Genomic DNA, 18,792 nt, shown 5'->3' with positions numbered 1-18,792 from the left:
CGCACCGGCGGCAGTGCCCCAGCGGCAGGGTATCGGCAGGAATCCGGGCGCGCGACCCGAAGCCTCAGCCCTTCAGCACGTAGTGCGCGCCGCAGTAGGGGCAGGTGGCCTCACCCTTGGCCTCGATGGCCAGGTAGACCTTGGGATGCGAGTTCCACAGCGACATGCCCGGCATCGGACAGGACAGCGGAAGATCCGCCCGGGTCACCTCGTAGCGGTTCTGGGCGTTGGCGGGGATTACGCGGTCGGAAGCGGTGGCAGGCATGGCGGCTGGGCGCTGTGGGGCGAAGGGGCCTGATTCTAGCGCGGTGGGGGCGGCATACTAAGCGAACACGTCGAGGTGTTCGGGTCTTTCGCGATTGGGGCGGACGGCAGGTGTGCTTCCAAGCTGGGGCCTGAAGTTCAGAGCTGCGCAGTGTGCGGAGATCATTGAAGGGATCATAGATGCCCGCGCGCTGATTGACGGCGCTGGCGGAGGTTGCCGGTGAGCGCGCGTGAGCCCCTGATTCCAATCCCGTCGTTGGGATGCAAGCATTCCGGACCACGTTTGCCCGCGTGTCCTCATTAGGTTCGCCCTCGTGAATAGCAGGGCGGTCAGCTCTGACGAAACATGAAGAACAAGGCCCGCCAATCGGCGGGCCTTGTCCAGAATCATCGGGATGAGGCGCTGTCCGAGAAGCGCGCCAGTCGGATATCGGCTTCTGGGCGCAGCGTCGAGATCCACTCGAATCTGCACGCCATCCCTAAAGCGTGGGCTGCGACGAAACCTCTAGCCGCATTCCCAAACGTTGTCGCGGCAGAAGCACATGCCTGGCTCGTACTGTTGCCAGAAGCAGCGGAAGCGTCCCCCATTGGTTGGGCATGACTGGCCATCGTAGAGGCCACACCGAGGCGTCCATGGGTCGTTGACCAGCGCCGACAGCGCGGAGCCTTGATCATGCGCGTTGGCACCCTTCATCGAGTCGAGGATCAGCCCCGCGGATTGGCTTACATCAACTTGCGCGGCGCCAGATGCCGCGACCGCGGCACCGGAAACGCTCAGCGAGAGCATGGAAAGAAGAATGTACAGAACAAGTGCACGCATTCGATTTCTCCTTGAGATGATGTGCCCGCTTCTTCGGACACGCATGTGAAATGAACATACCAAGCGAATGTTGTCAATCTTCAGAATGGTGATGTTGGATCCCACGCGCTAAGTGTCGGGTCCCGGATGAATATCTCCTGCATAATCGGTCAGCACTGCTGATCGGCCGCGAGGTCTTGGCGGGTTTGCCAGGCGGTCTCTCCGCACCGGACCTTGCATGAATATCCGTCTGCACAAGAACGCCCGAACCACGCCAGTGATTCGTCGCGATATCCAGCAGCCGACGGGCAGCGACTACGAACTGGCCGAGCGTTTCGGCGTCACTCGCGACACCATCCGCAAGTGGCGCAAGCGAACGCCGCAGCAAGACTTCGGCCACACCGCCCACCGGCTTCAGACCAGCTCAATGCGGGCCAGGAAGAAGTGGTGGTGCAGCGGCGCAAGACCCTGCGCTTGTTGCTGGACGACCTGATGTCGGTGGTGCGCGAGTTCATTCACGCGAGCATCAGTCGATCGGCGCTTGCTCGACTGCTACGTCGGCGTGGCGTGTCCCGCCCGCCCGTCGAGCCAGCGCCCGAACGTCCTACGCACGCGAGAATGGGGTCAGGTTCACTTCCCGAAAGTCAAATGCAGGGCTTGCCAGGACCCGGCAGATAGGCCCAGACGGCTGAGGTCGAGCCACCCACAACAACAAAGCCCGCCAATCGGCGGGCTTTGTTGTTTCTGTTTTCCCGTGCTGCCCTAAGCGTTCGGCCACGACACAGAGGACAACGGCCTGCGCTTCGAGCAGTTGCTGAACACCCGCGGCCTGCCCAGCGAGCGCAGCGACGGCTTGGGCGTAACGGCGCGGCTGTTGGACACGCTGAGCTGGGACGGCAACGGCAATCTGACGGCCATCAACGACAAGGTGGGCGACGCGAACGCGTATCGCAACGCCAGCCGCTCGATGATCTACGACGGCTTGGATCGTCTGACCGTGGCCAACAGTTCGCCGCAGCCGCCGCTCCGCACCGAGTCGCCCTGGGCCTACAGCTGGGGCGAAGCCCGTTTCAGCTACGACGGGCTCGACAATCTCCGCACTTTCAAGATGGGCGCTGCAGATTTCAGCTACGCCTATGCGAGCAATGGTCAGCTGCAGAGCGTGAGTCAGGCGGGCGTGGCGTCGCCGATCTTCAACTACAGCCACAACGCGCGCGGGCAGATGACGGGTCGCCAGTTCGGCGGCCAGCAGTTCACGCTGAGCTGGGACAGTGCGCACCGGGTGACGCAGACGTGGAACGCGGCCAGCAGCGTGGTGGAAAGCTACCGCTACGACGCCCACGGCCATCGCGTCCGCACGGTGCGCGGCGGCGAGACGGTGTACCAGGTGTACACGCAGGGCGGCGACCTGCTGATGGAGCGCACGAATACCGGCACGACGCGCAAGTACGCCCGCCTGGGTGGGCGGCTGATTGGTGAGACGGTGAACGGCGCGCGGCGGGCGATCCACACCGACGTGATCGGCAGCGTGCGGCAGAAGACGGACGCCTTCGGCACCCTCGTGCACGAGGACGTGCGCGCACCCTACGGCTCGACACTGATCGGCTGGCAGTACCAGAATGGCCCGGCGTTCACGGGCCACATGGAGGATGGTGCGACCGGTCTGACCTACATGAAGGCGCGCTACTACGACCCGGTGGCGATGCGCTTCATCAGCCCGGATCCGGTGTATGTGAATCTGAGTACCGGTGGGAATTTCAATCGGTATTGGTATGCAAATAACAATCCTTATACCTATACGGATCCAGATGGGCGAGAGGCTGGCTGCGGAACCAGAGTGCAAGGGGGTGCGACATCGCACTGTTCTTCTACGGGCGTTCCTACGGTGTCTGATACAAACAGAACCAATGTCGAGAAGCTCCCCAGAATAGTAGATGGAAGGGCTTCGACACAGGTCGTTGATCTTGATGGGGAGGGCTACGAATCGTTCGAAGCCGCGGGCCTAGCTGGGTATAGGCGTTTTGAGAGTGCGTACTTCGAAACAAGCGAAACTGAGGAGATCGCTGGAGTCACCATCATGGTGAACGATCGGCACTATTTTACAGTCCCCGTGCTCGGCGGTCTTGAGAATAGGTATAGTTTGTCCATCGAGAATGCTCCGGACGGCGCAGTCATTAGTGGTAGATGGCACACCCATCCTTTCAACGGAGCGAATAACTTTTCCCCGCTGGACATAGTCGGCGTGAACAGGGAGGGCGGCGTTCCGTTGCTCCTTCGAGCTGGTTCTGGCTATGTCGGCGCCATTTATCCTGGGCAGGGACCTGGACATGGCTTTGGCGGCGTTCCGATTTGTGACATGTGTCTTTCCCCTCATCCTCGATACGGAGAGTGATCAAATGCGCTTGAATCATAAGAGGTGGCTGCTTTGTGCGGCTTTACTCCCTGCGCTTGGTTGCGGCGCGGCTCCGCGGATTGAGCGGGAGCAGGTGGTTCTCCCGTACTATCCTGCTATGGGGGAGGTGACGGACCGTCATGGAAAAGTGCTTAACGAGGTTAAACCTTCCAGCTTGGAGTTTTCGCGCATAATTCTCAGCACATCTCCCAGCTATTCCCCAGGTTCTGAGCAAGACGCAGCATGCGAGCTGAAGCGCATGCTGCCATCTTCGTTATACGTTCGTCTCCTTGCATCGCGCCAGGCTATCGCAGATTTGTCAATCCAGCGAAGCGATCCGGCCGTTGCTGATCGACTCTACGATATCGCCACCTATATTGGGGAATCGTGGGGGGATGAGTGGACAGAACAGCGGGATTGGATTAGACGTTTGGAAAGGCTTATCGATCTTTCTAGTTCGTGCGTAGATCTTGGTCGATGACTATTGATCTGCCCTCGTAAGCTCTCGTAAGCTCTCCCGTCCGGAAACGGGGTCAGGTTCACTTTCCGGAAGTCAAATGCAGGGCTGGCCAGGACCTGGCAGATAGGGCCTGACATTTGAGGTCCAGCCCACTACAACAGCGACGGAAACGGGGTCAGGTTCACTTCCCGAAAGTCAAATGCAGGGCTTGCCAGGACTTGGCAGATAGGGCCTGACATCTGAGATCGAGCCACCCACAACTGCAAAGCCCGCCAATCGGCGGGCTTTGTTGTTTCTGTTTCCCCGTGCTGCCGTAAGCGTCTGACGTAAGCGTCCGCCCACCTCACCGTAAGCGTCCGCCCACCTCACCTTCCCTCCTGAGCTGATCTTCCCGACCGTCCCCGGTTTCCCCAACGGAGGACCGGTCGATGGCGTGTTCGGAGGCGTGGCGGTGGCGGGCGCATGTGCGTTCGCAGATGCGGAGTTTGCTCAGTCAGGCGGAGTACTGCCGGCTGTGGGGTATCCCGCGGGGAGAGTTCGCCGCGTGGCGGCGGCGGATGTGGGTGCAGGAGGTGTCGCCGCTGCGGCTGCTGCCGATCGTGCGGAGGGACGGCTGATGCGCCTGCCTTCGCAGTGGTTCCTGGCGGTGGAGCCGATCGATCTGCGCTGCGGCATGGATCGGCTGCTGGTGTGGGTCCAGCGTAGCGGCGGTTCTGCGTCGGCGTCGGTCGGCTACGTGTTCCGCAACCGCGCGGGTTCGCGGATCAAGTTGCTGCGGATCGATGGCACCGGCGTGTGGCTGTGCGTGCGTCGGCTGCCCGCGGGTCCAAGGCTTGATCGCCTGCGCCATCCGCACTCGCGGTCGACACAAGCGCGGTGCGTGGCGGCCGGCATCTCAGGCCCGCTGTGAGGCTCTGGCGTCTGCCATTGCCTTGGGTCGAGCCGCCGCACGTTCTTGAAACCCCGGACGCTCCGAGGGAGCGTCCGGGGCTGCAGGCTTCAGCTGCGCCTGGTCTTACCAGTCGTAGGAGATCGCGAACCGCACGGCACGCGGATCCTGGTACAGCGTGGGCAGCAGGTAGGCCGGGTTCGGGTCGCCGTTGTCGTCCTCGCCAAGTTCGTTGACCTCCAGCGTCTTCTGGCTGTTCAGGATGTTGAAGACGTCCAGCTTGATGGCGAGGCGCTCAGACGCCCAGCCGGGGCGATACTCAAGGCCGAGGTCGACCGTGTAGGTGCTGGGCGTGCGACCGCCCGAGCCGCGCGGACGCAGCTGACCGCCGCAGTAGAAGGACTCAGCGCCGTACTCGGCGGCGAACTCATCTGTGGGATGCACGCCGAAGCAGTTGATCGGACGCCCGCTCTGGAACTGCAGGTTCGAGCTGGCCGTCCATTCGGAAGCGAACTTCCAGGCGCCGAACAGCTTGAGCTTGTGGCGACGGTCGTTGGGCAGGTAGCCGCTGGCTCCGTCAAGCAGGCCCGGCTGGTCGAACAGCGTCGTCAGGCCGGCATCGTCCTGGCCGTTGTCGGAACGCACGTAGCCCTCGTTGTTGCCCTCGGACTTCGACAGCGTCCACGAGCCCTGCAGGAACCACACGTCGTTCCAGCTCTTCTCCCAGAACAGCTCGACCGCCTTGTAGGTGCGCGTCGAATCGGGGTAGCCCAGGGCATCGGCGGTGAGCAGGACTTCCTCCAGGCTGCCGTCGCCATCGAGGTCGACGCCCATGCGGATGTCGCGGCCCGGATTGGTCAGGACGTAGTAGTCGAAGCCACCCGCCTCGAAGTCCGCGAAGCCGTTGGCGGCAGCGTAGGCATTGAGGGCGGCGTCCACGGCGACGTCTTCCAGGGTGCTCTTGAGATCGCGGTAGATGCCGCGCACGCCCAGCGTCCAATCGTTCCAGATCTCGCGCTGGTAGCCGAGGATGAACTCATCCTGGTACATCGGCTTGAGATCCTGGTTGACGATCTCGCGGGGATCCTTGATCTCGCCATCCGCGAACACCGAGACGTCGGTGAGCGGCGCGCCGATGATCGGGGTGAAGTCGGCGTTGACGCCGTTCAGCACCAGGAACTGCTCGGTGAAGAACTCGGCGCCCGCAAGCCGGATGTTGGTGTTGTTCGCCACCGGCAGGTGGTAGCGACCGGCATTGGCGAAGAACTTCTGGCTGCCATCGCCCTGGATGTCCCAGGCGAGTCCAAAGCGCGGCGCCCACTGGTTGTCCAGCTTGGTGAAGGTCTCGCCGTTGGCATTGCGATTGTCGAAAGCCTCGTTGCGGATGCCGAGGCTGAGCAGGACGCGGTCGGTGACCTGCCAGGCGTCCTCGAGATAGAAGGCCGAAGCTTCGGTCTCGAAGCTGCCGCCGTTGCTGTAGAAGCGCTGGCGCAGCTCGAAGCCGGTCGGCGAGCGGCTGCTCTGCAGGTACTGCCAGAGCACGCCGCCGGAGTAGGCGACGTTGTCCGCCGAGGTGTTGATCTCGTTGTCGACGCCGAAGCGCAGCACGTGGCGGCCATCCGCCAGGCTCCATTCGACATCCGCGCGCCAGGCTTCGCGATCATCGACGGCCGTGCCGGGCAGCTGGCTGGAGTAGCAGCCGCGGGGGATGCTGGAGCCGCCGGCGCGACGATCGAGGATGACCGGGCAGTCGTCGCCCTCGCCAACGTCCGACCGGTTCGCTTCGCCGCGTCCCCACAGAAGGGACAGGGTGAAGGTGTCGCTCAGGTAGCCGGTGTATTTGAGGATGTCGTTGCGGCCGCCGCGCTCCAGCGTGGTGGCAGAGCGGCGCTCGCCGATATCCGGGTCCGGATAGGCGTAGAGGAAGGCCGTATCGACGGTGTCCGCGCGGTCCGAGAAGCCGGTGTACTCGAGCAGGTGGTTGTCGGTGATGTACCAGTCGAGCTTGGCGCCCCAGAACGGGTCGTCGCTGGCGCGGCGGGTGAAGGAGCCGACGCCGTAGAAGTCGGAGTCCAGGTTGCGCGACTGGCCGAGCAGGAAGAAGAACAACCGATCCTTGATCAGCGGACCGCTGACGTAGGCATTCGCGGTCAGGAAGCTCGACTCGTCGCGGCTGTTGAAGGTGTAGATCTCGCCGTCGGCGAAGAAGGTGTCGCGGGCGGTGCTGGTGAGCGACTCGGGCTCCCAGTACAGATTGCCGCCAAATGCCCACTCGTTCGTGCCGCGCTTGGTGGTGGCGCTGATCACGCCGCCGGTCGAGCGGCCGAACTCGGCACCATAGCCACCGGTCTTGACCTGGAACTCGCGATAGAACTCGAAGGGAACGGTGCTGCCACCCAGGCCGTTGCGGAAGTTGGTGACGTTGAAGCCGTTGATGTAGTACGCGTTCTCGCCGACCGATGCGCCGCCGAAGGAGGCCAGGTTGCCGAACGCGCCGTCGCCCTGGGTGGTGCCCGGGGCCAGCAGAGCCACCGAGGTCAGGTTGCGTCCGACCGGCACCCGGTCGATCACGGCTTCGCTGAGGATGGTGTTCGATTCGACCGAGGACACGTCGATCGGGTTGATCGCCGAGGCGGTCACCTCGATCGCTTCAAGGCTGGTTTCAGTGGCGTCGCCGACGAGCGACACGCGACTGCCTGAGCCTGCGCTCACGACGACCGTGCGGGTCACCCCGTCGGCGGTGATCTGGTAGCGACCGCTGGGAAGATTGCCGACGGAAAAGCGACCGTTGTCGCCGGCCTTGGCCTCACGGACTGCGGCGGTGTCGAGGTTCTCGATGCGGATGGTGGCGCCCTTGGACGCCTCTCCGAAGATCGAGCCCTGCGTGCTCTGGGCCAGGGCTGTGCCAGAGATCAGGCAGAGTCCAAGGGCGAGGCTGAGGGCGGTGCGGCGGGTTCCGACGCGTGTCGTGGTCAAAATCATGCAGGATGCTCCCGGCAAGCTGAAATGTGAATGCGAGCCAAACTGGCAGGCTGTCCGACTTTACCAGTAAAGGCTGCGTTAAGTGTCTTTCCGTCTGGGGGTGGCGCTCGGTCGTGGGCCTGCCCCTCGGCGCCAGCGGCCTGCAGCGAGCGATGGGGCAGCCAGGGTCCGCCCTGCTCCTCCCGCGGGCTGCGCATGCCGCCTGCGGGCGGGGCCACCGCCCTGTCCGGGCGCACCGGCCGGAGGTCCGGGGCAGGCCGCTCGCGGTGGGCTGGGCGAGTCCTTCGGTCACACCCTCAGCGGCCTGCCGCGAGGGGCAACGCGCCGCCCGCCGGGAACGGTTCATGTCTCGACGTTTTCATGCTCTCATCACGCCCGCCGGACCCCGGCGCCGTCATGGACACCACCACGCTCCGCCATGCCCAAGTCCAGAACCAGCAGCAAGCAACCCGTTGACGTGAAGCGCATCCTCGGCGTCGTGCTCGGCATTGCCGCGCTCACGTGGTGGACCCTTGACCGCGCCGAGTACTTCATCTCGCGCAGCATCCTGGTGGCCTATGGAGACTTCGAGACGCGCTTCAGTGGCGCCTGGTTCGAGTGGGATGGCGATCTCTATGCCAAGGACTTCCGCATCGTCGATGAGGAGACCGGCGAGACCGTCCTGCGCGCCGACCATGTCGTCGCGGAGACGCCGGGCTGGTTCTGGGTGCTGCGCAATCTGATCTTCCAGAAGCGCCAGCATCGCATCAAGGTCGACCGCATCCACCTCGAACTTCTCGGCGTCGAGGCGCATGCCGACCTCGGCGATCCCAGCCTTGGCGATCTCGGCCCCTTCAGCGCCGATGCGGCTTCGCCCTGGGATGGTGAAGGCTGCAGCGACCTCCTGTCGTTCAGTCGATTCCAGCTCGCCGACCTTGGATTGAGCCCCGGACCTGCCAAGCTGATGTTCGACTATCAGATCAACGGCCGCGATCTCGACGCGCTGGTGCAGCTTGAGGTGCCGGGCGTCTCGCAGGTGCGGGTGACGCGAAAGGAGGCGCTGCTCGGTGGCAGCAACGCGCTCGTGCTGGACCATCTCGCCACGCAGATCCACTCCGAGCGCATCGAGATCGAGGACCTGGGCTTCGTCGCCGCGCGCAATCGTCATTGCGCGAAGACCGCGGGAATCGACGAAGCGGCTTTCGTGCAGCGGCACATCGACTCGCTGCAGCGCATCTTTGCCCATCACGGTCTGTCGGTGGACAGCGAATCCGTCCGCCTCTATCGCGAGTTCGCGGCGCGCGGCGGCAGCCTGGTCGCGGAGCTCCGCTATGTGCCGCCGCTGGATTCCGAGTCGTTCTACGCCATGCGGCAGTCGATGGAGGTGCTGCCGAGCTTGAGCCTGAGCCTGCAGCGTGCGGGCCGCAGCGTGAGTACGCAGCTGGCGCAGGTCCGCGAGCGACCGCTGGATGGCTTTGACAGTGCGCTCTCCACCTGGCGCCTGATCGAACGCGAGCAGGAGGCCTTGGCGCGCAGGGACGTGCAGGGTGGCAGTCGTTCCTTGGCAAGTCTCGGGGGCAGCGGCGGCGCGCGCTCGGGGCGCAGCGTGCAACCGGCGCGCGCCAGTTCACCTGCCGCCACGGCCGGGCCTTCCCCCGCACTGGCTGCGGCCGATTCGCTGGATGCGGTGCCTGCCTCGCGGCCGGCCGCGCCCACCGACGGCGCCGCCGACGCCGACTGGCAGCCGGAGTTTCGCGACCCCAGCGCCCTGGAGTGGGACGAACTTGGAGCGCTGGAGGGGCAGCAGCTCCGCGTGTTCACCCGCCATAGCGGCGGCCGCGTGGTGGAACTGATCGAGCATCGCGGCACTGAACTCCGGGTGCGCGCAGCACTCGGCGGCGGCAGCGCCGAGTACACGATCCAGCGCGAGGCCTTCCAGTTCGCGCGCAGGATCTGAAGGCGCGAGAGGGCGCCGGCCCAGCCTTGGGAAGTGCCGAGGACGTGCCCCGGATCACTCTGCCGACTGCCAGGACCAGAGCGTTGGGGGGGCGGGCGTTGGCGGGCAGGCCCAGAGTCAGAGCCTGATCGCGTCGATGTGAGCTGGCCTGCTGATGGGCGTCCTGCGCCCCTGGCCCCGCCGAGCGGAGGCGCGCGGCGGCCTGTGCGTAGCGACGTCCAATGCCGAGCAGCGCTCGCACGACTGGGCTACGCTCGGCGGCCTCGAAGAACGCAAGGACGCCGACAGGCATGGCCATGGATGCTGCAATCGAGATCCGCGCGCTGGGCAAGACCTACGACAGCGGCCACGTCGCGCTGAAGGACGTCTCGCTGTCGATCCGCCGCGGCGAGATCTTCGCCCTGCTGGGCCCCAACGGCGCCGGCAAGACCACCCTGATCGGCATCGTCTGCGGCACCGTCCGCGCCAGCTCGGGCCAGGTGATCGCCAACGGCTTCGACATCCAGCGCGACTACCGCGCGGCGCGTGCCTGCATCGGCCTGGTGCCGCAGGAACTGGCCACTGAGACCTTCGAGACGGTGTGGGCGGCGCTGCGCTTTTCGCGCGGCCTGTTCGGCAAGCCGCACGATCCAGGCTTCCTCGAACAGCTGCTGCGCGACCTGTCGCTGTGGGACAAGCGCGACACCAAGATCATGAGCCTGTCCGGCGGCATGAAGCGCCGCGTGCTGATCGCCAAGGCGCTGGCGCACGAGCCGCAGATCCTGTTCCTGGACGAGCCGACCGCGGGCGTCGATGTCGAACTGCGGCGCGACATGTGGCGTCTTGTCGGCGGCCTGCGCGAGCGCGGGGTGACCATCATCCTCACCACCCACTACATCGAGGAGGCCGAGCAGATGGCCGACCGCATCGGGGTGATCAATCGCGGCGAGCTGCTGCTGGTCGAGGACAAGCACACCCTGATGCGCAAGCTCGGCCGCAAGCAGCTGACGCTCAGCCTGAGCGAGCGCATCGAGTGGATTCCGGAAGCGTTGTCCGACCTGCCGCTGGAGCTGGCCCGCGATGGCGAGGCCCTGGTCTACACCTTCGACTCGCAGGGCGAGCGCAGCGGCATCGCCACCCTGCTGCGCCGGCTACAGGACGCGGGCATCGGCTTCCGCGACCTGCACACCGAGGAATCCTCGCTGGAGGACATCTTCGTCAACCTGCTCAAGGCCCCGCGATGAACCTCTACGCCATCCGCGCCATCTACCGTTTCGAGATGGCGCGCACCTTCCGCACCCTGGGCGAGAGCCTGGCCGCGCCGGTGCTGACCACCTCGCTGTACTTCATCGTGTTCGGCGCCGCCATCGGCTCGCGCATGGGCGATGTCGACGGGGTGAGCTATGCCGCCTTCATCATCCCCGGCCTGATCATGCTGTCCCTGCTCAACGAGAGCATCTCCAACGCCAGCTTCGGCATCTACATGCCCAAGTGGTCGGGGACGATCTACGAGCTGCTGTCGGCGCCGGTGTCGGTCACCGAGGTCGTGCTCGGCTACGTCGGCGCGGCCACCACCAAGTCGCTGATGATCGGCCTGCTGATCCTGGCCACCGCGCGCTTCTTCGTGCCCTACTCGATCGAGCACCCGCTGTGGATGCTGTTCTTCCTGGTGATGACCGCCGCCAGCTTCTCGCTGTTCGGCTTCCTGATCGGCCTGTGGGCGAACGACTGGCAGAAGCTGCAGGTGATCCCGCTGATGGTGATGACCCCGCTGACCTTTCTTGGCGGCGCCTTCTACTCGATCAGCATGCTGCCGCCGTTCTGGCAGACCGTGTCCCTGTTCAACCCCGTCGTCTACCTGATCTCCGGCATGCGCTGGGCCTTCTACGGCCAGTCCGATGTGGCCCCCATGCTTTCGGCCGCGATGATCGGCCTGTTCTTCCTCGTCTGCCTGGGCGCTGTGACCTACATCTTCCGCAGCGGGTGGCGGCTGCGGAGTTGAGGCAAGGTCGCGTACTCAGGGCTGCAGCGGCGTCGGCGCTGGCGTGGCGATGGGCGCGTCCAGCCGCACCACCAGATAGGGAAGAAAGAACTGCGTCACCGGGCCGACGCCGAGTGCGAACACCACGGTACCGACGCCGACAGTGCCGCCCAGTGCGACGCCGGCCGCGAGCACCGTGAGTTCGATCAGGGTGCGCACCCGCCGGATCGACCAGCCGCTGCGGCGGGCCAAGCCGGTCATCAGGCCATCGCGTGGGCCCGGGCCCAGTTGCGCGCCGACATACAGCGCGGTGGCGAAGCCGCAGGCCAGCACGCCGCCCAGCATGAAGGCGATCTGCGTGGCCCAGCCTGATGGCGCGCCGAGCAAGGCCAGGTTGATGTCGGCGAAAGGCCCCAGCAGCAGCGTGTTCGCCAGCGTGCCCAGGCCCGGCATGTGGCGCAGCGGAATCCAGGCCAGCAGAACGGCCAGCGACGCGATCACGATCACGGTACCCAGCGACAGCGGCACGTGCAGTGCGATGCCGAGGTGGAAGACATCCCAGGGCGAGGCGCCCAGCGCGCCCTTCACCATCAGCGCGATCGCCACGCCGTACAGCCACAGCCCCAGCAGCAGCCGGAGCAGACGCTGCGGCAGATGGCGCGCCTTGAGTTGATCGATCGGGCCGAGGTTGGCAAGTGTGGTAACGGGCATGGTGGTTTTCATGGCGCCACGATCCCGATAATTGGCTCTTCAATACAGAGCCAATTCTGCGATAGTGGCCCCATGCATCGATCTCTGAGTCCAGAACGCATCGCGGCCCTTGTCGGCGACTTCCCGCGCGCTCCGGCCTACCGTGGCCTCTGCCTTGCGCTGCAGGAACGCATCGGCGACGGACGCATTCCGCTTGGCTGTCGCCTGCCCAGTGAGCGCGCGGTGGCGCCGGTGTTGGGCGTCTCGCGCAATACCGTGACCCGCGCCTACGCGGATCTGGTGAGCGCAGGGTTCGCCATCGCCAGGCAAGGCTCCGGCACCTTTGCCGCGGTGCCCGTGGAACGCCGCCGCGCGCATGATCATGTGCTGCATCCGCTGGGCAGCGGACAGTCTGCCGAGGGCGCGATCGATCTCAACTGCGCGGCGGGTTCTGCGACGCCGGGCGTCGCCGCCGCCTACGAGCGTGCGCTGGCCGCGCTGCCTGCCTACCTGTCCAGCGATGGCTATCTGCCCTCGGGGCTGCCCGTGCTGCGCGCACTCATCGCCGACACCTACTCGCACCGCGGCCTGCCGACCCGCGCCGAACAGATCGTCATCACCAGCGGCGCGCTGGCGGCCATCGGCATCGCGGTGCGGGCGCTGTCGCGTCCGGGCGACCGCATCGCGGTGGAATCGCCGGTGTACTCGAACGCGATCGAAGCGCTGCGGCTGGGCGGCGGACGCTTGGTCAGCGCGCCCATGGGCGACGCGCTCGGCGCGGAGGGATGGGATATCGACGCCATCGATGCCACCTTGCGGCAGACCTCTCCGCGCCTCGCCTACCTGATCCCCGACTTTCAGAACCCCACCGGTTTTCTGATGGCCGACCCGATGCGTGCGGACTACGCGCGTGCCCTGCACGGCACGCGCACGACGGCCATCGTCGACGAGACACTGCAGCCGATCCTGCTGTCTGATGTGCCGATGCCGGCGCCGTTTGCGTGCCACTCAAGGGATGCCATCACCGTCGGCAGCGTCTCCAAGATGTACTGGGGTGGCCTGCGCGTGGGGTGGCTGCGGGTGTCGCCTGAGCTCGTCCCGCGCCTGATCCGGGCACGCGTGCAGAGCGACCTGGGGAGTTCGCTGTTCGATCAATTGGTGGTCGCCGAACTGCTGCAGTCGCCGGAAATTCTGCAGCTTCGACGCGAGCAGCTTCGCCGCCGCCGAGATCTGCTGGTGCAGGCACTGCGCGAACACCTGCCAGAGTGGCGCCTGCGCGTGCCCGAGGGCGGGCTGTGCCTGTGGGTGCAGCTGCCGCGGGGCAGTGCGACCCGCCTGGCCGCCGATGCCGAGCGCGAGCATGTGCACGTGGCGCCGGGCCCGATGTTCAACGTCGAAGGCGGCTCGGACGCGTGGCTTCGGATTCCGTATGCGAAACCGGAGGCCGAGCTGACACAGGCGGTTGAGCGGCTGGCGCGCACGTGGCGCAGCCTTGCTTCTGAATCACCACGCGAGCGCAGGGCAACGCGACTCCTGATTGCCTAGGGGGAATGGAGGCTGGGTGCGCGACGATCGTGCGCACGCAAGAGCGTGAACGTGAGCGACATTCGCCCTCTGTATCGGCTGCTTCCACAGCGGGCGGCGGCAGCGGAGTTGAGCGCAGGCTGCGCCGAACAGGGAGAGGCGTGCCGAGGCCCGACGCGCGCCGCTCAGCCCGGCTGCGCAGGCAGACGCACCATCCGATCCATCAGATGCTCCAGCGTGGCCACCAGATCACCGCCGCAGCGGCCCATGTGCACGGGCGAGGTCTGGATGATCGCGCTGCGCTGCGCCGTGAGCCAATGGAAGCGCGTGCGCGGCGGCAGCAGGCCGATCGGCGCCGCGGCTTCACCGCCGCGGCAGATCGCCGGGATCGCATCCAGATGCCGGCAGACCAGTTCCATGTCGATGGCCGGGGCGAGCGCGCGCAGGCGCGCTTCGTCCACCTCGATCCGTGCCTGCAGGAACCCGGCGGCCTCGCAGGACAGGATCACGCCAACGTTGATGAACTCCTCGCGCTCCACGCGCGGCACCACGCGGATCACCGCGTAGTCGTAGAGCTCATGCGCGCGCACGGATCGCCTCCTGCACGAAGCCCTGGCGCTCGGCCAGCCGGCGGCTCAAGTAGTCCACGTAGGCCGCGCGCTGGGTGCGCGGATCGCCGAAGTCCTGCGCGCCCTGCAGCCACGCATCGGGCACCTGCGCCACCACCTCGGCGATCACATCGCCCTGCAGGCGCTGCGCCATGTCCGCGTCGACCTCAGCGATGGCGGACGCCCCGCGCAGCAGCACGTGGTCACGAATCAAGGGGAAGGGCTTCCCGGCCTGCGCCGTATCGCCATCCCAGCCGTGATGGAAGTACAGCGCCGCGCCGTGATCGATCAGGAACAGCCGGCGGTGCCAGACCATCAGGTTCGGATTGCGCGCCGTGCGGTCGAGGTTGTGGATGTAGGCATCGAACCAGACGATGCGCGAGGCCAGCTCCGCATCGGGCTGCTCGGCGACCGGATCGAAGTTGATCGCGCCCGGCAGGTAGTCCATGCCCAGGTTGAGCCCGGCGCTGGCGCGAATCAGATCCTGGATCTCCGGATCGGCCTCGGTCCGCGCCAGCTCCGGGTCCAGATCCATCAGCACGATCTCCGGCACCGGCAAGCCCAGCGCCCGCGCCAGCCCACCCGCAATGACCTCCGCCACCAGCGCCTTCGGCCCCTGGCCGGCGCCGCGGAACTTGAGCACATACAGCCCCTCGTCCTCGCCCTCCACCACGGCAGGCATCGAACCGCCTTCGCGGAGGGGGGTGATGTAGCGGTTGACGGCTAGGTGGCGTAGGGGCATGCTGCAAGGGTAGCCGTCAGTTTGGGTGCGGCAATGCCGCGGGTTGGCGAGCGAATGGGAACTGACTACCGCTTTGGTGCCTACCTTGATGCGGAAGCAGAAAGGAAGGCGTCGCAGCCAGCTTTTGATTTGCAGGCTGAGCCAGTTAACTGGCTACCTCCAATTTTCGGCCGCCTTTTCGGCCGACGTCCCCCCTTTTCAGCATTTTTACTCGGGAATTGTTCGGCGATAGGATGCCAACCTAAAACCCTCAGGAACAGGCTTGTAGGGATCAGAATCCTCGGGCCATCGTGTCGCTCTACTTTGGAAAGCGCGAAGCTCTGCCACATCGATTTCGACAACCACCACGTGCTCGTTTCTACCGCCTCTCAAGCGGCAAAGGTCTCGGCCGTGATGCGCCTTTGATGGCACCCGGACCCTACTATCCCCATACTTACGGTTGTTGACCAAGGCAATGCTCGCGTGCACGTCAAGACTCGCCGACTCAACGAGCGAAGAAAACGTTTCTAAATCTTGATTCCAAGACAGCACCATCAGGCAATCAACGTCCCCCTGCAAGTCCAAGCGATGACCGGCATTCTGCAACTCCGAACAAACCAGCACCGCGAACGCAAACCCATTGTGTATGTATACCGGCTTGCGAGGTGGCAAGCCCGTCGTCCAGCCGACACCAAAATCCTTACGCAATAGCTTGTCTTCCCCCGGGGCAGGGAGGGATTTCACTTGACGCACCTCGACGCGCGTGGGATACCCAAGACGCGTGTCCTCAAGTGTAAGCACGGCCGAACTATGAATAGCGCCTGTGCCGCCGGACTGGTAATCGACACCGGCCACTAGTCCAATTCCGACATCGCCTAGCATTTGTGAAACCGTATCTATCCACCGTTCGGGAAGCGAAAGCTCCGGCAAGAGAAGATACGACGGCTTCGGAACTGCACTGATAGCTTGATTGACAACGGTGCGCACCCGCTCGTATCGGTCCCGGCCTATATCTGAAGTCCCGGCAGCAGCCTTACGCCAGCTGGCGACACTGGTTTCAATGCTGCTAATCCCGAGCAAGACCTTCGGGGGGCGATCGTCCCCCCCGAGGTATGCGACGTCGAGCCATTCTGAATCGGAAGTACACCCCGTCTTGGAAAGCCTAGTGCGAGGCCGTCTCGACGGATTTTCTGGCGCATCCGCCCAAGCCCCTCGCACTGCTTGTGCGTATCTCGCCCAATTGGCCGTAGCATGAGGCTCGGCTTCAAATACACATTTATCTGGCAACAGGCCAGATATCTGCTGCGTTGAATAGGGCCTAGTTGGAAAAACGTATGGAAGCAATGAATCGCGCGAAAAATCCATCGCGCCAGCGCCGGGACTCGTGCGTGGCAAGCCGACCCGACCAGGGGACTCATCGCAGTGAACGAGAAAATCGCGAAGCCCGTCGAAACGACGATACAGACTCGTAAGCGCCACCTCATCTTCTGCCAGGGCTCTGTGTTTCAGCGCAGTGATTGCCAAGTGCTGCTTATATGGCATCTTCGCAAGATCCGCCTCTCTGATCTGAAGCGCGAGCGCCTCGACGGTTTCCTGTGCTGCCCGCATGCCCAATCGCTCGCACAACGCGAGTGCGCTAGTCGGAAGCGGGTGCGCTTTCCCTGTCGCGCTGTCCCATCGAATCGAACAAACCACGGCATCCACAAGAAGACCATTCAGGGCTTCTAGAAAATCCTGCCAAACAGCACTGCCCAAGCCACACTGCATGCCGTTCACAATTACGTGCGACGAGTTCTCCTTAAGAGCAGCTACCGCAGACATGGCCGAACTAATCAGGCCTTCTGCCTCGCCCCACTCCGCCAACGCTACGGCTAGTGACAGCAAGCGGGGTAGATAGTCCATGTGATCTAGGATGCGATCCGCACGGAGCACGTGATTACGCGCAAATCGATAGAACTCGGCTCGTTCCTCCGCCCAGTCTTGCTGCCGCAGGTCGCGGGCGAGAATCTCGACCGCTCGCAGCTGGAGCGACCAGCTCAAACGACGGATGGATAGGCCCTCGGCCCTTCGCAGTGTGTCTGCCTCTTCAGCCGCATGACTGGCAGCGCTGAGGACCTTTGCCGACGCCATCGCACCTAGCCTGTCTGGCGAGGGCATCAGCCGCCGCTCGCTGGCCACGCTGCGAATTTGGGCCTCGATGCTGTCGAGAAGGTCAAGACCTGCACTGCCACTAAGAAAGAACACCTTCTGCTTGGAAGGCTGGAGTGACAGCACTGTGCGTCCTTGGTACTGCCCGGGCAATCGCAGCTCGACTATGTCGCCGTTAACGGTCGAAGGAAAGCACTTCGCGCGGGCACCGATGTATTCAAGCATTCCCCGGGCTGACTTCACGTTGCCTGGATCGCGGAACACCAAGAAAATGTCGTCGATATAGCGTCCGTAATAAATAGGCGCGAGTTCTCGTTCGAGGTCCCGATCGAGCTCAACGAGCAGGACATTTGCGACAATTCGACTGGCGGCCAATCCGATCGGAAGGCCGCCGTCTGCAGGGCTCTCGGAGAACCATCGAGATGCGAAATGCGCTCCTACTTCGCGAGACCAAGCGCACAGGAATGCGCAAAAGGCCGCGTTCAGATCCATCTCCCAGTCGTTCAGTTCGATCCCTAGGCGTGCATGGAAATCGCGGGACGCGAGAAACGCTGGATCGATACGGTGGTAAAAACTCTTTAGATCCAAGGACAAAGCGACGACAGAACGCTCGCCCTTCAGCTCGTCCCTTATTGCCTTTAGACCCAGCTGTCGCCACTGTCTGTAGGGGCGGAAATAGGGTTGGAAAGAACCCACAGCATCAATGTGGTAGGTGCCTGCGCCCTCTCTTTGGTTGCTGCGGGGGCGGAATCGCTTCAGGCGCGACCCGGACGCAACCTTTCCAAGACATGCATCGAACTTGTGACCCACATGATTGATCCAGAGCGCGGACAGGATGTGCGCCTCGACAGAGAAGTCGCCAATCACCCTGAATTCAGGTCGTATTTCAAATTCCTGCAGGACGCGCTCGAAAGCCCGCTCTGCATCGGAAAAATAGGCGTGACCGCCTTGCTCCGCCTGGCGAGCCTCCAACGTCAGCTTCTTTGCGACGACACGGTAGCAACGAACATCTCCCTCAAGAGCCTCATTTATGAGTCCATTGCGTAGCCGTTCAAGCAGACGGACTAGATTTCCGCGCAGATCTCGCTCGTAGTCCGAAAATCGAAAGGAGACAGCGGCGACTCGATCATAAAAACAATCCGCCTTCGCTTTTCGATATGCGTAAAGCATGTGCTGGAGCGTGAGCTCCCCCCAAGATGAAACCTCCATCTCCATCTTCTCCAGACAAAAGAGAAATGAACCGTTCTTCAATACAGTGAAGGGCTACATATTCCTCCGATACTCCCCACCCACCTCGTACAGCGATTGGCTGATCTGGCCGAGGCTGTGGGTCTTCACCGCCTCGATAAGCGGATCGGGATCAGGTCTAGCGTCGTAGCAGGAACCTAAGCGCAGCATCGCCACCTGATCCAAGTGGCA

Annotated in this window: 15 protein-coding genes; 8 read left to right on the top strand and 7 right to left on the bottom strand. The window is 64.1% G+C overall.

The genetic code is table 11. The features are described from left to right. Positions 1-64: 64 nt before the first annotated feature. Together BLP83_RS14245 and BLP83_RS18375 are read right to left on the bottom strand one after the other, a co-directional pair. The gene (locus BLP83_RS14245; protein ID WP_091244162.1) at positions 65-265 is read right to left on the bottom strand and encodes a zinc-finger domain-containing protein; all 201 of its coding nucleotides are present in this window, start codon (positions 263-265) and stop codon (positions 65-67) included. 504 nt (positions 266-769) lie between these two features. Then, positions 770-1,084, bottom strand: coding sequence for a hypothetical protein (locus tag BLP83_RS18375; RefSeq protein ID WP_143006696.1), 315 nt, complete (start codon positions 1,082-1,084; stop codon positions 770-772). Between the two features lie 217 nt (positions 1,085-1,301). Here BLP83_RS18375 and BLP83_RS18370 point away from each other — a divergent pair, with 217 nt between their 5' ends. The 4 genes from BLP83_RS18370 (at position 1,302) to tnpB (ending at position 4,825) form a co-directional block, all read left to right on the top strand. Continuing rightward, the gene (locus BLP83_RS18370; RefSeq protein WP_143006695.1) at positions 1,302-1,556 is read left to right on the top strand and encodes a hypothetical protein; all 255 of its coding nucleotides are present in this window, start codon (positions 1,302-1,304) and stop codon (positions 1,554-1,556) included. Between the two features lie 318 nt (positions 1,557-1,874). Next, the gene (locus BLP83_RS14240) at positions 1,875-3,455 is read left to right on the top strand and encodes an RHS repeat-associated core domain-containing protein (RefSeq protein WP_091244160.1); all 1,581 of its coding nucleotides are present in this window, start codon (positions 1,875-1,877) and stop codon (positions 3,453-3,455) included. An 888-nt stretch (positions 3,456-4,343) separates the two neighbouring features. Beyond that, the gene (tnpA, locus tag BLP83_RS19410; protein ID WP_091244157.1) at positions 4,344-4,532 is read left to right on the top strand and encodes an IS66 family insertion sequence element accessory protein TnpA; all 189 of its coding nucleotides are present in this window, start codon (positions 4,344-4,346) and stop codon (positions 4,530-4,532) included. Next, positions 4,532-4,825, top strand: coding sequence for an IS66 family insertion sequence element accessory protein TnpB (tnpB, locus tag BLP83_RS14230; protein WP_091244154.1), 294 nt, complete (start codon positions 4,532-4,534; stop codon positions 4,823-4,825). Before tnpA ends, tnpB begins: the two co-directional genes overlap by 1 nt. Before the next feature lie 105 nt (positions 4,826-4,930). Here tnpB and BLP83_RS14225 read toward each other — a convergent pair whose 3' ends face one another. Continuing rightward, on the bottom strand, positions 4,931-7,786 hold the full coding sequence (locus BLP83_RS14225) for a TonB-dependent receptor (protein ID WP_091244151.1): 2,856 nt from the start codon (positions 7,784-7,786) through the stop codon (positions 4,931-4,933). A gap of 418 nt (positions 7,787-8,204) precedes the next feature. Between BLP83_RS14225 and BLP83_RS14220 the strand changes: the two genes are divergently transcribed. The 3 genes from BLP83_RS14220 to BLP83_RS14210 all read left to right on the top strand — a co-directional run bounded on the left by BLP83_RS14220 (position 8,205) and on the right by BLP83_RS14210 (position 11,703). Next, positions 8,205-9,722, top strand: coding sequence for a hypothetical protein (locus BLP83_RS14220; RefSeq protein WP_143006694.1), 1,518 nt, complete (start codon positions 8,205-8,207; stop codon positions 9,720-9,722). Positions 9,723-10,018: 296 nt separating this feature from the next. Then, on the top strand, positions 10,019-10,945 hold the full coding sequence (locus BLP83_RS14215) for an ABC transporter ATP-binding protein (RefSeq protein ID WP_091244145.1): 927 nt from the start codon (positions 10,019-10,021) through the stop codon (positions 10,943-10,945). Beyond that, on the top strand, positions 10,942-11,703 hold the full coding sequence (locus tag BLP83_RS14210) for an ABC transporter permease (protein WP_091244142.1): 762 nt from the start codon (positions 10,942-10,944) through the stop codon (positions 11,701-11,703). Before BLP83_RS14215 ends, BLP83_RS14210 begins: the two co-directional genes overlap by 4 nt. Before the next feature lie 15 nt (positions 11,704-11,718). Here the strand turns inward: BLP83_RS14210 and yczE are convergent, their stop codons facing one another. Then, positions 11,719-12,405, bottom strand: coding sequence for a membrane protein YczE (gene yczE / locus BLP83_RS14205; RefSeq protein ID WP_091244139.1), 687 nt, complete (start codon positions 12,403-12,405; stop codon positions 11,719-11,721). Between the two features lie 60 nt (positions 12,406-12,465). Here yczE and yczR point away from each other — a divergent pair, with 60 nt between their 5' ends. Beyond that, positions 12,466-13,917 (top strand): MocR-like transcription factor YczR, encoded by a 1,452-nt coding sequence (gene yczR, locus BLP83_RS14200; RefSeq protein ID WP_091244136.1) that lies wholly within the window; start codon positions 12,466-12,468, stop codon positions 13,915-13,917. A 164-nt stretch (positions 13,918-14,081) separates the two neighbouring features. Here yczR and BLP83_RS14195 read toward each other — a convergent pair whose 3' ends face one another. The 3 genes from BLP83_RS14195 to BLP83_RS14185 form a co-directional block, all read right to left on the bottom strand. Continuing rightward, positions 14,082-14,486 (bottom strand): DUF3037 domain-containing protein, encoded by a 405-nt coding sequence (locus BLP83_RS14195; RefSeq protein ID WP_091244134.1) that lies wholly within the window; start codon positions 14,484-14,486, stop codon positions 14,082-14,084. Beyond that, positions 14,473-15,246 carry a HipA family kinase gene (locus BLP83_RS14190; RefSeq protein ID WP_091244131.1) on the bottom strand — a complete coding sequence of 258 codons (774 nt, stop codon included), beginning with the start codon at positions 15,244-15,246 and terminating at the stop codon, positions 14,473-14,475. The genes BLP83_RS14195 and BLP83_RS14190 overlap by 14 nt, the downstream gene beginning before the upstream one ends. 207 nt (positions 15,247-15,453) lie before the next feature. After that, positions 15,454-18,582 carry an RNA-directed DNA polymerase gene (locus BLP83_RS14185; RefSeq protein ID WP_176764211.1) on the bottom strand — a complete coding sequence of 1,043 codons (3,129 nt, stop codon included), beginning with the start codon at positions 18,580-18,582 and terminating at the stop codon, positions 15,454-15,456. Between the last annotated feature and the right edge of the window lie 210 nt (positions 18,583-18,792).

This window comes from Aquimonas voraii, assembly GCF_900101825.1.
GTDB lineage: Bacteria > Pseudomonadota > Gammaproteobacteria > Xanthomonadales > Xanthomonadaceae > Aquimonas > Aquimonas voraii.
Note: the sequence above shows the minus strand (reverse complement) of the source record. Positions and strands in the feature narration are given on the sequence as shown.

Coding starts and splice junctions, on each gene's coding strand:
- BLP83_RS14245 (WP_091244162.1), bottom strand. CDS start 265: ATGCCTGCCACCGCTTCCGACCGCGTAATCCCCGCCAACGCCCAGAAC.
- BLP83_RS18375 (WP_143006696.1), bottom strand. CDS start 1,084: ATGCGTGCACTTGTTCTGTACATTCTTCTTTCCATGCTCTCGCTGAGC.
- BLP83_RS18370 (WP_143006695.1), top strand. CDS start 1,302: ATGAATATCCGTCTGCACAAGAACGCCCGAACCACGCCAGTGATTCGT.
- tnpA (WP_091244157.1), top strand. CDS start 4,344: ATGGCGTGTTCGGAGGCGTGGCGGTGGCGGGCGCATGTGCGTTCGCAG.
- tnpB (WP_091244154.1), top strand. CDS start 4,532: ATGCGCCTGCCTTCGCAGTGGTTCCTGGCGGTGGAGCCGATCGATCTG.
- BLP83_RS14225 (WP_091244151.1), bottom strand. CDS start 7,786: ATGATTTTGACCACGACACGCGTCGGAACCCGCCGCACCGCCCTCAGC.
- BLP83_RS14220 (WP_143006694.1), top strand. CDS start 8,205: ATGCCCAAGTCCAGAACCAGCAGCAAGCAACCCGTTGACGTGAAGCGC.
- BLP83_RS14215 (WP_091244145.1), top strand. CDS start 10,019: ATGGATGCTGCAATCGAGATCCGCGCGCTGGGCAAGACCTACGACAGC.
- BLP83_RS14210 (WP_091244142.1), top strand. CDS start 10,942: ATGAACCTCTACGCCATCCGCGCCATCTACCGTTTCGAGATGGCGCGC.
- yczE (WP_091244139.1), bottom strand. CDS start 12,405: ATGAAAACCACCATGCCCGTTACCACACTTGCCAACCTCGGCCCGATC.
- yczR (WP_091244136.1), top strand. CDS start 12,466: ATGCATCGATCTCTGAGTCCAGAACGCATCGCGGCCCTTGTCGGCGAC.
- BLP83_RS14190 (WP_091244131.1), bottom strand. CDS start 15,246: ATGCCCCTACGCCACCTAGCCGTCAACCGCTACATCACCCCCCTCCGC.
- BLP83_RS14185 (WP_176764211.1), bottom strand. CDS start 18,582: ATGGAGGTTTCATCTTGGGGGGAGCTCACGCTCCAGCACATGCTTTAC.